We start from the raw sequence: 13,850 nt of genomic DNA on the forward strand, positions 1-13,850 counted from the left end.
TTGTGCTGGATGTCAGCATTAAAAAACCTGACCAAGTGAAAATTCAAAGCCTTCTGTATCATCACCATCCTGGTCATTCAGTGGGATTGAGTACACAAACGTCAGCGGGCCAATGGCGGTAACCCAGGTCAAGCCAACACCGGTACTCATACGGAAATCGGAAAAACTAAAGCCCTCAGTACAATACGGGTGCGTTGTTAACGTTGGAATATCCGCATCATTCGGAACATAACAGTTATCGGTAAAGGTGTTACCGCTATCCAGGAAGAGCACACTACGCAATGAGCTGCGATCTTCAACAAACGGGAATGGGAAAATCAGTTCCAATGACGCCTCGGCCAGCATATTACCACCCAGCGAGCTGGGGGACTCAGAATAAGCCGGAGCCGTCACAACCGAGCCATCCGAGTCGGTTTCATAAATCGGTTTGTACTGACTGGAGTTACTGACCGCAACCGCAGCGCCATCATCATCGGTTTTATACACCACGGTTGGCGCTGAGGAATCCACCACAGGCTGGCCCAGTTCATCCAGTTCATACAGCACGTTATCATCGCTGTCAGTTTGTACCACGGGAACTGCGGTGTATTCCGGCAAGCCCCGTGGCCCCAGGCTGTTGCTGCTATAACCCCGAACGGATCCCAGACCACCAGAACGGAAATTTTTGTAGAACGGCAAACTGTCTTCATCGCCGTAACCGTTACCGTAGCCCAATTCTGTTCGAATCCGGAACGACCAGTCCTCAAACAGCGGGAAATAATAGTTGGCGGTGTAACCCAGTTTATAGGTCGTCAGATCACTGCCAGGCACACCCACATCAAGCGACAGTTTTTGCTCAATACCAGCCGTCGGGAACATGCCTCGGTTCAGACCGTTGTAACGCCAGTTCAACCCCAGGGTATATTCATCGAAGTTGTCTCCCTTGACTTCCAGGAATTCCAGAATTTCTGCCGGCACAGTCGAGCCTTCAAACATCTCGGTGTTGTTGTAGCCAGCACTCATCGACAAACGTTGACGGCGGGAGATGGGATAGCCAAAGGTAACGCTGCCCCCTCGACTATTGGTCTGATAATCACTGACAGAGCTCAGGCTGTCGTAGTCAGTTTCCCGGTAATAAAGGTTAAACCCGCGACTGACACCATCAATGGTGTAGTAAGGGTCGGAAAAAGAGAAGTTGTACGATTTGACGGTATTGGTTTTTTGCAGACCCAGACTCATACGGTTACCGGATCCCATAAAGTTATTCTGACTGATACTGGCACCCAGAATCATACCGCTGCCACCGGCGTAACCGATGTTGAAGTTCAGACTGCCGTTCATCTGCTCTTCGACGTTGTATTCAACATCGATCAGATCATCAGTACCGGGTACCGCCGGGGTTTCCACCGTCACAGTCTTGAAAAAGCCCAGTTGGTTCAGACGGTTTTTACCGGCTTCAATTTTTTCAGTCGAAGCCCAGCCACCTTCCATCTGCAACATTTCACGGCGTAATACTTCATCCATGGTGCTGTCATTACCGGAGAAGTTAACGCTGCGGACATAGGTGCGTCGTCCTGGCTCGACAAAAAAGGTCAGATCCACTTCCAGTGTTTCGTCATCCGGTTTGGGGCTGCCATCCACTTTGGCAAAGGTATAGCCATCATTACCCAGACGACGAATCATGCCTTCGCTGCTGGCCAGCACCTTGCTGCGGGAGAAGACATCTCCGGGGGCAATATTATAAAAACGGGTGAATTCTTCTTCATCCAGCACCAGATTGCCCGCCAGACGAATATCCCGGATGGTATAGACCTCGCCTTCCGTCACGTTGACCGTGATGTAAACACCGTCTTTCTCCGGCGCCAGTGCCACCTGGGTCGACTCAATGTTAAAACGCAGATAACCCCGATCGTAATAATATGATCTGAGGGTTTCCTGATCGGCTGCCAGCTTTTCACGGGAATATTTATTGTCACCCGCGTACCAGGACCAGAAATTGGATTCCTGCAGGCTGAAACGTTTCAGTAATTCTTCATCCGGAAAGGACTCATTACCCACAATATTGATATGGGCAATCGAGGCGACATTACCTTCTTCAACATTGATTTTCAGTGCCACCCGGTTACGTGGCAACGCTTCCACCACGGTCTCGATATGTGCATCGTAGCGACCTTGCATGACATACTGGCGCTCGAGTTCGAGTGCAATGCGCTCCAGCGTGGAACGCTTGAACACCATGCCTTCTGCCAGCCCGGCCAATTTGAGGTTATCCAGCAGGATTTCATCCGGAATCGCCGAGTTGCCGTCCAACTCGATCTGGGTAATGGTAGGCAATTCAACCAGTTGGAAAATCAGTACCTGATTGTCCCGATAAACCCGGATGTCATTAAAAAAACCCGTCGCAAACAAGCGACGCGATACTTCAGCCAGGCGATTACTGTCAACCTGGTCGCCAGCATTGATCGGCAACCGCTCAAACACGGTACCCGCGGATACACGTTGCAGTCCCTCGAGACGAATATCTTCAATGACAAAGGAATCATCAGCATAGGCAAATGAAGAAAACAGCCCGACAAACAGGGAAAACAGCAGCGAACGCATGAAAAAAGTAATCCAAAATTGCGCGACTTTCAAAGTTAAAGTCGACCGATATCGTTATAAAAGGCAACTGCCATGAGGCTGAACAGCATCACAATGCCCACTTGCATCGCCACTGTCTGTACCCGTTCTGGCAATGGTTTACCAATCACACTTTCTGCGCTATTAAACAGAATATGACCACCATCCAGCATGGGTACCGGCAATAAATTCAATACACCCAATGACACACTGAGCAGTGCCAGGAACTGTACGAAAGATTCCAGCCCTCCCGAAGCCGAAGTGCCGGCTACTTTAGCAATGGTAATTGGGCCGCTCAAGTTCTTTACCGAGAGATCCCCTGCCAGCATTTTCCACATGGAATCGAGGGTAAAGGTAATCAGATCCCAGGTCTTGCCAGCCGCTCTTACCATCGCACTCAACGGGTCAGCCGAGCTGGTACTGAGCCATTCCGGCGGCACTTCCGGTTGAATGGTACCAACTCCGGCAAAACCCATTGTCCGACCATCATCCAGAGTACGACTGCCCGGCACCAGGGTCAGTAATGTCATATTGCCATCACGCAACACATCGACCTGCAAGGCCACACCGGCATGTCGCTGTACCAGATCCACCCAGGCAAACCAGTCTTCAACCTTCTGACCGTCCACCGTCATTACCTGATCCCCCGGCAAGAAACCCGCCTGCTCTGCGGCACTGCCTTCAACCACAGAGCCAATCATGGCCGGCACATCCAGCTGCCGCGGCTGAAGCCCCAGCGATCCCATCGGGTCCGGCTGTTCACTGTCGGAGAGCCAGTTATCAATAGTGATCTGTACCGGGCGCTGGATACGATTATGGTCTTCCAGCGTCAGATCAATATGACCGCTTTCACCCAGATGACTGATCAGGCGCCAGTTAACATCTTCCCAGGTGGTGGTTTCGTGGCCATCCACCGCGACAATCCGGTCACGGGGCTCGATACCCGCGATCGCCGCTGGCGATGCCGACTGTACTTGACCGATCTCAGCAATCACTCCGGTAGTGCCCACCATAAACAGCACCCAGTACGCCAGAATGGCAAACAGGAAATTGGCAAACGGCCCCGCAGCGGCAATAAAATTGCGCTGGGCGACCGATTTGGCATTAAAACTCTGCTCTCTCAAATGCTCGGGAACATCGCCTTCCCGCTCATCCAGCATTTTGACGTAGCCACCCAACGGCAGAGGCGCGACAGAATATTCGGTACCCTGCTTGTCTCGCACGGAAAACAACGGATTTCCAAAACCGACTGAAAACCGCAATACCCGGACGCCGCAGCGACGAGCCGCCCAGAAATGTCCATATTCGTGAATCACCACCAATAAACTGATAGCGACAATAAACCAGAGAATTGTCACGCATCTACCTCGTTTACAGAACCTTGCAGCAACTGGTGTGCCTGGCACCGGGCCCATTGATCAGCCAACAGCACATTCTCCAGGCTGGTCATTGCTTCGACCTTATGAGCGTCCATCACCTGTTGTACGAGCATTGGAATGGTATTAAACGGAATTCGTTCCCCAAGGAAGGCCTCAACCGCTATTTCGTTGGCAGCATTCAAGACAGCCGGCATCGTGCCACCTGCCATAAATGCCCGCCGGGCCAAGGATAAACAAGGGAAGGTGTGTTCATCGGCGGCTTCAAAATCAAAGCGACCGATAGTGACCAGATCCAGTGGCGCCACTCCGGATGTCATACGTTCAGGCCAGGCCAGAGCGTAAGCAATCGGAGTGCGCATATCCGGTTCGCCGAGCTGCGCGATCACCGAACCGTCACAATATTGCACCAGGCTGTGAATCACGCTTTGGGGATGTACAACAACCTGTATCTGTTCCGGCTGGCAGTTAAACAGGAAACAGGCCTCAATCAACTCCAGCCCCTTGTTCATCAGGGTAGCAGAATCAACCGAAATTTTTTGTCCCATCGTCCAGTTGGGATGGGCTACGGCTTCGGCAGGTGTAACATCCGCCAGCTGATCCGCCTGCCAGCCCCGGAACGGGCCGCCGGATGCTGTTAACAGGATTTTGCTGATCCCATGCGGGGCAAAATGGCCGTCGTAGCGTTCCGGCATCGACTGAAATATCGCATTGTGTTCACTATCAATCGGCAGTAATTCGGCACCACCGTCACGAATAGCGTCCATAAACAGCGGGCCAGCCATGACCAGTGCTTCCTTGTTGGCCAACAGTACCCGTTTGCCAGCCTGTGCCGCAGCCAGGGATGGCAATAAACCCGCAGCCCCTACAATCGCAGCCATCACCATATCGGTCTCTTCGTGAGCCGCCACCCAGGACAGGGCTTCGGCACCAGACAATACGGTTGTCGGGTGATCTTGCGGTAACAGACAACGCACCGCGTCAGCGCCAGCATCATCTTTCATCACGGCGTATTGCGGCACGTGCTGTAATACTTGCTCGGCCAGTTTTTCGGCACGCGTGGCGGCCGTCAAAGCAAATACCCGGTAACGTTCCGGGTGACGAGCAATTACGTCCAGGGTGCTGCAGCCAATTGATCCCGTTGCGCCCAATACCGTCACTGCATGGGTCATCAGGCAAATCCCCAATCAAGTACATGGAGGCATAAGGCAAACACAGGAACGGCCGCTGCCATACTGTCGATCCGGTCCAGTACACCGCCGTGTCCGGGGAGTAATGACGAGCTATCCTTGATTCCCCGGTGGCGTTTCATCATGCTTTCCACCAGATCACCGAGTACCGAGACAACGGTGGTGATCACGGCGATCAGCATCAGTTGCCAGTAATCATCCTGGGACATCGGCCGAAGCCAGTAATCCAGCCCCAGACCAAACAGAATCGCGACCATCGCAGAGGTCGCCAATCCCCCCCAGAACCCGGCCCAGGATTTCCCCGGGCTGACATTAGGCGCCAGCTTGGAGTTACCCCAGCGTTTGCCAGAGAAATAGGCACCGGTATCAGCTCCCCAGACAATCAGCATCACAAACACAATCAATAACGAGCTGTGGGGTTGCACTTTGAGGTGCATAAAGCCGACCCACATGGGCACCAGTACACACAATCCCAGTGCGCCCCGTATCGGGCGTGATGTCCACCAACTGGTACCACCGGGGTAGCGACGCACCAGAGCAAAGGCAACCGTCCACCACAAGGCCCCCACCGCGAGGTAATACACCAGCAAATCGGGATGAATCCGGAGCAAACGAGCACTGGCGTACAAGCAGACAAACACCATCAAGGCGTAAGCGACCCGCCCCCAACGGCGTTCATAACCTGCAATATTGGCCCATTCCCAGGCTCCCAGAGTCGCAATTGCGGCAATAAAAATGGCGAATTGCTTCAGCGGCAGGAAAAATATGCCGATGATCATCAGGGGAGCAAGCACCATCGCGGTGATTACACGCTGTTTAAACACGGCTGGCGGTTTCCTTCAGCTGGTCATCGGTTCGGCCAAAGCGACGGGTGCGATCTGCAAAGGATGCAAGCGCCTGGCGATATTCTTGTTCTTTGAAATCCGGCCAATACACCGGTGAGAAATACAGTTCGCTGTACGCACACTGCCATAACATAAAATTGCTGATACGTTGTTCGCCCCCGGTACGGATCAATAAATCCGGAGCAGGATAGTCACTCAGCCAGGTGTACTGGTGGACGGTATCTTCGTTGATGTCCGCCGGGTCCAGACGCCCTTGCTGAACTTCAATCGCGATTTTCTGGCAGGCCTGGGCAATATCCCACTGGCCGCCATAGTTGGCAGCAATCACCACCACCATGCCGGTATTGTTAGCGGTCAGCGCTTCGGCATTGGCAATCAGGGTCTGGATACGCTCCGAGAAAGCACTTTTGTCCCCCATCACCACCAGCCGCAACTTGTTACGATGCAGGCGTTTGACTTCCCGTTCCAGGGCAACGGTAAAAAGCTGCATCAGAGCCGACACTTCAACCGCCGGGCGACGCCAGTTTTCACTGGAAAAGGCAAATAGAGTCAACACCTCAACACCAGCCCGTGCAGACACTTCAACGGCCTGGCGCACAGCATCAACCCCCGCCTTGTGACCAGCGATACCGGGTAAATAACGTGCTTTGGCCCAGCGATTATTGCCATCCATAATCATGGCAACATGACGGGGAACGCGGCCAACGGCCGCGCTTTTATCATCGATACTGGTAGACATGAAGAGTAATCAGACCTGCATCAGATCTTTTTCTTTCTGCGCCAGATGCGCGTCAACTTCGGCGATATACTTGTCGGTCAGTTTTTGGATCTGATCTTCGCCGCCGCGCTCTTCGTCTTCAGAAATCATTTTTTCTTTCAGCAGTTCTTTGATACTGCCGTTGGCATCACGTCGGATATTACGAACAGAGACGCGGCCTTTTTCGGCTTCGGAGCGAGCCTGCTTGATAAAGTCCCGACGGGTTTCTTCCGTCAGCATTGGCATCGCCAGGCGAATGGTGTCGCCTGAAGTATTGGGGTTCAGGCCCAGATCCGACTTGAGAATGGCCCGTTCAATAACACTGACCATGTTCTTTTCCCACGGATTGATCGCCAGGGTACGGCCATCTTCAACAATGACGTTGGCTGCCTGGGCAATGGGCGTATCAGTGCCGTAATAGTCTACGGTAATGTTATCGAGAATGGATGGATTGGCACGGCCAGTCCGTACGCGCTTGAAAGCATCCAGCAACGAAGACACACTTTTACCCATGCGTTCTTCAGCGTCTTTCTTAATCTCTTCGATCATGTTCACTTTTCCTCGCTTACAATCAATGTGCCATCATCACCGCCAGTGACCAGACGGGCAAGCACACCAACTTCATTCATATCGTATACCCGTAGCGGCATCGCGTGATCACGCGCCAGGCATATAGCAGTCAGATCCATCACGCCCAGTTGTTTCTCAAGCACTTCCTGATAGGTCAGGGTATCGTACTTGACCGCACTCGGGTCTTTCTTCGGATCAGCAGTATACACGCCATCCACGTTGGTGGCTTTCATTACCACGTCGGCGTTGATTTCAATGCCGCGCAAGCAGGCAGCGGAATCCGTAGTAAAAAACGGGTTGCCTGTACCGGCGGCAAAAATAACCACATCGCCGATATCCAGCGCCCGGATAGCACTGCGTCGATCGTAATGATCAACCACACCACTCATCGGGATTGCAGACATAACACGTGTTGTAATATTGGCGCGTTCCAGTGCATCGCGCATGGCCAGTGCATTCATCACCGTCGCCAGCATGCCCATATGATCACCGGCAACACGATCCAGACCGGATTCGCTCAACTTCTTGCCACGGAACAGGTTGCCACCACCAATAACCAGACCAACCTGAACACCAATACCTTTCAGCTGCCCTATTTCCAGCGCCATACGATCAAGCACTTTGGGATCAATGCCGAAATCTAGCTCACCCATCAGGGCCTCGCCGCTCAGCTTTAACAAGATACGTTTGTATTTAGGACTCTGCTGCTTAGCCATGACCGACTCCATTAGCGTGTATTGGACACAAATATGCCGGGCGACCCCGGCATATTCAGGTTGGGACAATCCCTGATGTGTTGCCCCGGTTTTGTATCAGCCTTTCAGCTGTGCAGCAACCTCTGCAGCAAAGTCTACTTTTTCGACTTCGATACCTTCACCAACTTCCATACGGATGAAAGAGGTGACTTCAGCGCCAGCTTCTTTAGCCAGCTGACCAACAGTCTGATCAGGGTTCTTGACGAATGGCTGATCCAGCAAGCTGTTTTCTTTCAGGAATTTCTTGATACGACCAACCATCATTTTTTCGACGATTGCGTCTGGCTTGCCAGCCATATCTGGCTGAGCCTTGATAATTTCTTCTTCTTTTGCCAATACGTCTGCCGGCATATCGTCACCACGGATAACGCGTGGGTTGGAAGCGGTAACGTGCATGGCGATATCTTTGGCGACTTCTTCGCTACCACCGGTCAAGGCAACAACACAGCCCACTTTACCATTGGAGTGCAGGTAGGCACCGACAACACCGGATTCAATCACGACCGGGCGACGAACAGTGATGTTTTCACCGATTTTCTGAACCAGCGCCATACGCGCTTCTTCCAGATCGCCTTCCATCAGTTTGGCCACATCGGTTTCACGAGTGTCTGCCAGCTTGGCAAGAACCAGATCAGCAAATGCATTAAAATTGGCATCGCCAGCAGCGAAGTCAGTTTCAGAGTTCACTTCTACAACAAACGCAACACCGTCTTGAACCTGAATACGCAATTTGCCTTCGGCAGCGGTACGGTCAGCTTTCTTGGCCGCTTTCAGACCAGAGTTTTTACGCAGGTCTTCAATTGCTTTATCAATATCACCGTCATTGGCAGTCAGCGCTTTTTTGCACTCCATCATGCCCAAACCAGTACGTTCACGCAGTTCTTTAACCAGAGCGGCCGATACGTTCGCCATAATCCCAATCCTCTTTTGTTAACTTGTCTTCAATTTTTTTGCTTAAAAAAAAGGGGGCACGCCCCCTTTTTTACCGACCAGAGCTGTCAGTTATTCAGCAGGTATTTCTGCTGCAGGCGCTTCTTCAGACGCCACTTCAACAAACTCATTGGCAGCCGGGCTATTTTGCTGCTTGCCTTCCAGTACTGCGTCTGCAACAGCAGAAGCGTAAATCTGGATGGCACGAATAGCATCGTCATTGCCAGGGATTACGAAGTCGATACCGTCCGGGTTAGAGTTGGTATCAACAATACCAACAACCGGGATACCCAGTTTATTGGCTTCTTGAATCGCAATACGCTCGTGATCCACGTCGATCACAAATACCATATCAGGCAGGCCGCCCATTTCCTTGATACCACCAATGGAACGTTCCAGCTTGTCCATTTCACGGCTACGCATCAGAGCTTCTTTTTTGGTCAGCTGCTCAAAGGTACCATCGGCTTGTTGCGTTTCGAGGTCACGCAAACGACGGATCGACTGACGAATGGTTTTGTAGTTGGTCAACATGCCACCCAACCAGCGATGTGCCACAAATGGCATGCTGGCGCGTTCGGCCTGTTCCTTGATGATTTTACCTGCAGCGCGCTTGGTACCAACAAACAGAATCTTGTTGTTACGGGCAGCAATGCCTTCGATTTTGGCCAGAGCCGCATTCATCGCCGGAACCGTGTGCTCCAGGTTGATGATATGAATCTTGTTACGTGCACCAAAAATGTAACGACCCATTTTTGGATTCCAGTAACGAGTCTGGTGACCAAAGTGAACACCTGCTTTCAGCAGGTCACGCATATTTACTTGTGCCATTTCAAATACCTTATATATATCGTTGGGTTAAGCCTCCACGTACCCAATGAGTCGACTGCATAACCGAAGTTTGCAGCACCCCGACACATCGTTGCGGCACGTGTGTGATTTAGTTGTTGATCCAAAGTCAATTGCTTGCTTTGTTCAACGGTGCTTACAGCGCGCGCTTTATACCACTTTGCGACCTGTGAAGCCAGAGCCATGGCGTCCTCCGTCACGAACAATTACATTTAATGATTGTTCAACACTGCCGCCACAACCGATACAATGGCAGCATCTACAAGCGGAATTCTGTGCCTCTACATGACTGTTACCATTAAAACGACTGAAGAAATAGAAAAAATGCGTGTTGCCGGACGCCTGGCAGCTGACGTTCTGGAAATGATTGCGCCTCACGTTGTCCCCGGCGTCTCGACCGGCAAACTGGACACCCTCTGTCATGACTATATTGTCAATGAACAACAAGCCATTCCTGCGCCGCTGAACTACCATGGTTTTCCCAAGTCGATCTGTACGTCTATCAACCAGGTGATTTGTCATGGCATTCCTTCCGATGACAAAATCCTGAAAAAAGGCGATATCATCAATCTCGATATCACCGTTATCAAAGACGGCTATCACGGCGATACCAGCCAGATGTTTTTTGTGGGTGAGCCAACACCGGCCCTCAAGCGTCTGGTCGAAATCACCCAGGAATGCCTTTATCTTGGTATTGATATGGTACGCCCTGGCGTCCAACTGGGAGATATTGGCGCCGCAATCCAGAAACACGCCGAGGCCAATCATTATTCGGTTGTCCGTGAATACTGCGGCCACGGCATTGGCCAAACCTTCCACGAAGACCCACAGGTCTTACACTACGGCAAACCCGGCACCGGCATGGCACTGGAGGAAGGCATGACCTTTACCATTGAGCCCATGATCAACCTTGGCACTCGTTTCAACAAACAGCTAAAAGATGGCTGGACAGTCGTCACCAAGGACCGCAAACCTTCCGCCCAGTGGGAGCACACATTATTGGTCACCGCTACCGGAGTGGAAGTATTGACGGCACGTACAGGTGAAAAATACCGGGCTGACGCATGAGCCCGGAGTTACCTGAGCTGAAGCTCGCAGACCATCCCGCCCTGCTGGCCCAACTGGCAGACAGCCCCAGCCCGATTCCGGTTATTCGCAACATCCTGAAACAGACCCAGCAACACGCGGATGACTATTTCCGCGCCACTCTGGATGCCGAAACCCCGGTACGGTTTCGTTCAGCACAAATGGATGCCCTGCTAGACTGCCTGTGGCAACACACAGGCCTGCAGAATGACGACCTGGCTCTGGTAGCCGTCGGTGGTTATGGCCGTGGTGAACTGCACCCCTACTCGGATATCGACCTGCTGTTGCTCTGTCGCGATGAAGCCGCCATCACCACCAGCTCGGAACAGTTACAAGGGTTTATTACCCTGCTTTGGGACCTGAAGCTGGAAGTCGGCCACAGCGTCAGAACACTGGAAGATTGTCGCAACGAAGCCGCCAATGATCTCACGATTATTACCAATATGCTGGAGAGCCGGATCATCTCTGGCGCTCCCTCTCTGTTCGCCGATCTGAAAGCCATTGTCGACAGCCCGGATATGTGGCCAGCGGCAACATTTTTCAAAGAAAAATGGCAAGAACTGGAAGCACGCCACGACAAGCACAACGACTCCGAATACAACCTCGAACCCAATGTCAAAAACTCACCGGGTGCCCTGAGAGACATCCAGACCGTCAGCTGGGTGACCACCCGCCATTTTGGTGATGGCAGCCTCCAGTCACTGGAGAGCCGGGGATTTCTGACCAAGTTTGAATTCACACGCCTGGCAGGCAGCATGAAATTCCTCTGGCAGGTACGTTACGCCCTGCATATGCTGGCTGGTCGCGAAGAGGATCGCCTGCTGTTTAACCTGCAACGGCAAATAGCTAGTCTGCTTGGTTTTGAAGACGACAACGAGCACCTCGGTGTCGAACGCTTCATGACCCGCTTTTATCGCAACCAGCTCTCCACCACCGAGTTGTGCGACCTGCTGTTGCTGCACTTCAACGAAGATTTCATGAAAAGCCACGAAGGGGTCAAACCCGTCCCGGTCAATGAACATTTTGTTTTGTTTAACGGCTATTTACAGCTCACCGACCCACAACTGTTTGCGCGTGAACCAGCCTGGCTCCTGAAAGTCTTCGTCTTGTGTGCCAACACCCCCGATCTGAAAGGCGTTCACTCCGATACCATTCGGGCATTACGGGATCATCGACATCTGATCGACTATGAATTCCGCACCCATCCCGACAACAATGCCTGCTTTATCGAACTGATCTGCCACAAGAACCACGTAGTACGCGAGCTGTCCCGCATGATGCGCTACGGCATTCTGGGACGTTATATCCCTGAGTTTGGCCATATCATCGGCATGATGGAACACGACCTGCTGCATATCCATACTGTCGACGATCACAGCTTTCGGATGATTCGGATGTTACGCCAGCTGCGTTTTTCCAGCCTGCGTAACCAGTACCCACTGGCTTCCAAGCTGATTCATCGTATCCAGCGCCGCGAAGTGCTGTACCTGGCCGCACTGTTACACGACACCGGCAAGGCACAGGAAGGTGATCATTCCAGTAACGGCGAAGTAATTGCCCTGCAGTTTTGCAGCCAGCACAACCTGCGCCCAACCGATACCCACATGGTCTGCTGGCTGGTCGCCAACCACCTCACCATGTCCCATGCGGCACAACGGCTGGACCTGAACAACCCCGATGATATTCATCAGTTTGCCCGTGAAATCGGCGATCAATACCACCTCGACATGCTGTACCTTATCACCGTCGCCGATATGATCAGCACCAATCCGAAACTCTGGACCAGCTGGCGAGCAGAACAGATGCGGGCCTTGTATTTCAATACCCAGCAAGCCCTGCGCCGCGGCCTGGCCAACCCGCTCAACAAAGAAGAATATATTCGCGAAATCCAGCAAGAATCGCTGTTACAACTGGAAGCACTGGGTTTGAGCCGGGAAACGACGTTATCGATCTGGGGAGAACCCGGGGATGATTATTTTCTTCGCGAAAGCGTCGACAACATCATTTGGCATACCCTCTCCATAGCCGGTCATGGCAATAGCAGCGCGCCGCTGGTATCCATCCACCAGACCTCGGACCAGGATCGCGAAGGTGCCACCCAGATCTTTATTTACATGAAAGATCATATCGACCTGTTTGCCGTCACGACCGCAACCCTGGATCAGCTTAATCTCAACATCCAGGACGCCCGTATCATGACTTCAGAGTCAGACGACAAGGCGGTCGACACCTATATTGTACTGGATGAAAACAACCGGCTGATCGACGACCCACAACGCCTTGACGATATTCGCCAGGCACTGATCACCGCCCTCGCCAACCCGGAAGAATACTCCACCATTATCCAGCGTCGTACCCCACGACTGCTGAAGCAGTTTCCGGTAGAAACCCAGGTGACCATGAGTAACGACCCGCATATGCAGCGCACAATACTGGAAGTGGTCGCGGCTGACCGGCCAGGGTTACTTGCCCGCGTTGGAGCCATTCTCTCGGAATTTGGCGCCCAGATGCAGGGAGCCAAGATTCTGACGGAAGGGGAACGGGTATCGGATATTTTCTACATTCTGGATCAAAGCGGTGAACCGTTTTCCGATCCCGCCCTGTGCCAGCAACTGCAGCGCGCGATTGTCAAAGGGCTGGATGACCAGGTGCAGGTACAAACCGCGGTTTAATGAGTCACTGCGGCGTTATTTCTTTCGATTGATTCAATCGACAAGCCGCACCTTATTCTCAGCAGCCTTAATACCGTCAGTGTACTCTTCTCCCATGCAGCAGAAGAATAGAATGCCAGTCAGCAGCGGCCACCATGCCATGGCTTATGGGGGCATCTATTTAATCCTGCACGGCTCTGCGCGAGTGTTGCCGTTGTTCAGGGCAAGGCGACGAATGCAGCGAAA

The 13,850-nt window shown here is 52.4% G+C and carries 11 protein-coding genes; 2 read left to right on the forward strand and 9 right to left on the reverse strand.

The features are described from left to right. Positions 1-18 precede the first annotated feature (18 nt). From bamA to rpsB, 9 genes are all read right to left on the reverse strand, one after another. Positions 19-2,580, reverse strand: a complete 2,562-nt coding sequence (gene bamA / locus Q4551_RS10995) for an outer membrane protein assembly factor BamA (protein WP_303433824.1) — start codon at positions 2,578-2,580, stop codon at positions 19-21. A gap of 35 nt (positions 2,581-2,615) precedes the next feature. After that, positions 2,616-3,956 carry an RIP metalloprotease RseP gene (rseP, locus tag Q4551_RS11000; RefSeq protein ID WP_303433826.1) on the reverse strand — a complete coding sequence of 447 codons (1,341 nt, stop codon included), beginning with the start codon at positions 3,954-3,956 and terminating at the stop codon, positions 2,616-2,618. After that, positions 3,953-5,146, reverse strand: coding sequence for a 1-deoxy-D-xylulose-5-phosphate reductoisomerase (gene ispC, locus Q4551_RS11005; RefSeq protein ID WP_303433828.1), 1,194 nt, complete (start codon positions 5,144-5,146; stop codon positions 3,953-3,955). The genes rseP and ispC overlap by 4 nt, the downstream gene beginning before the upstream one ends. Further along, the gene (locus tag Q4551_RS11010; RefSeq protein WP_303433830.1) at positions 5,146-5,988 is read right to left on the reverse strand and encodes a phosphatidate cytidylyltransferase; all 843 of its coding nucleotides are present in this window, start codon (positions 5,986-5,988) and stop codon (positions 5,146-5,148) included. The genes ispC and Q4551_RS11010 overlap by 1 nt, the downstream gene beginning before the upstream one ends. Then, positions 5,981-6,748, reverse strand: coding sequence for a polyprenyl diphosphate synthase (uppS, locus tag Q4551_RS11015; protein WP_303433832.1), 768 nt, complete (start codon positions 6,746-6,748; stop codon positions 5,981-5,983). Before uppS ends, Q4551_RS11010 begins: the two co-directional genes overlap by 8 nt. 9 nt (positions 6,749-6,757) lie before the next feature. Continuing rightward, complete coding sequence (frr, locus tag Q4551_RS11020) at positions 6,758-7,315, reverse strand: ribosome recycling factor (RefSeq protein ID WP_303433834.1); 558 nt, start codon at positions 7,313-7,315, stop codon at positions 6,758-6,760. 2 nt (positions 7,316-7,317) lie between these two features. After that, positions 7,318-8,052: a UMP kinase gene (pyrH, locus tag Q4551_RS11025; protein WP_303433836.1), complete on the reverse strand. Its 735-nt coding sequence runs from the start codon at positions 8,050-8,052 to the stop codon at positions 7,318-7,320. A gap of 96 nt (positions 8,053-8,148) precedes the next feature. Next, positions 8,149-9,003 (reverse strand): translation elongation factor Ts, encoded by an 855-nt coding sequence (gene tsf, locus Q4551_RS11030; protein ID WP_303433838.1) that lies wholly within the window; start codon positions 9,001-9,003, stop codon positions 8,149-8,151. 90 nt (positions 9,004-9,093) lie between these two features. Continuing rightward, positions 9,094-9,849, reverse strand: coding sequence for a 30S ribosomal protein S2 (gene rpsB / locus Q4551_RS11035; RefSeq protein ID WP_303433840.1), 756 nt, complete (start codon positions 9,847-9,849; stop codon positions 9,094-9,096). Between the two features lie 303 nt (positions 9,850-10,152). On the opposite strand from rpsB, the gene map reads away from it, so the two are divergent. After that, on the forward strand, positions 10,153-10,935 hold the full coding sequence (gene map / locus Q4551_RS11040) for a type I methionyl aminopeptidase (RefSeq protein ID WP_303433842.1): 783 nt from the start codon (positions 10,153-10,155) through the stop codon (positions 10,933-10,935). Further along, entirely contained in the window at positions 10,932-13,625 is a 2,694-nt protein-coding gene (gene glnD, locus Q4551_RS11045) for a [protein-PII] uridylyltransferase (protein ID WP_303433843.1), read from the forward strand. Before map ends, glnD begins: the two co-directional genes overlap by 4 nt. Positions 13,626-13,850 lie beyond the last annotated feature (225 nt).

Origin of the sequence: Oceanobacter sp. 5_MG-2023, from assembly GCF_030548165.1 — a bacterium.
Lineage (GTDB): Bacteria > Pseudomonadota > Gammaproteobacteria > Pseudomonadales > Oceanobacteraceae > Oceanobacter.

What these genes read in the sequence shown, in the direction of transcription:
- bamA (WP_303433824.1), bottom strand. Translation starts at nt 2,580, where the DNA reads ATGCGTTCGCTGCTGTTTTCCCTGTTTGTCGGGCTGTTTTCTTCATTT.
- ispC (WP_303433828.1), bottom strand. Translation starts at nt 5,146, where the DNA reads ATGACCCATGCAGTGACGGTATTGGGCGCAACGGGATCAATTGGCTGC.
- uppS (WP_303433832.1), bottom strand. Translation starts at nt 6,748, where the DNA reads ATGTCTACCAGTATCGATGATAAAAGCGCGGCCGTTGGCCGCGTTCCC.
- frr (WP_303433834.1), bottom strand. Translation starts at nt 7,315, where the DNA reads ATGATCGAAGAGATTAAGAAAGACGCTGAAGAACGCATGGGTAAAAGT.
- pyrH (WP_303433836.1), bottom strand. Translation starts at nt 8,052, where the DNA reads ATGGCTAAGCAGCAGAGTCCTAAATACAAACGTATCTTGTTAAAGCTG.
- tsf (WP_303433838.1), bottom strand. Translation starts at nt 9,003, where the DNA reads ATGGCGAACGTATCGGCCGCTCTGGTTAAAGAACTGCGTGAACGTACT.
- rpsB (WP_303433840.1), bottom strand. Translation starts at nt 9,849, where the DNA reads ATGGCACAAGTAAATATGCGTGACCTGCTGAAAGCAGGTGTTCACTTT.
- map (WP_303433842.1), top strand. Translation starts at nt 10,153, where the DNA reads ATGACTGTTACCATTAAAACGACTGAAGAAATAGAAAAAATGCGTGTT.
- glnD (WP_303433843.1), top strand. Translation starts at nt 10,932, where the DNA reads ATGAGCCCGGAGTTACCTGAGCTGAAGCTCGCAGACCATCCCGCCCTG.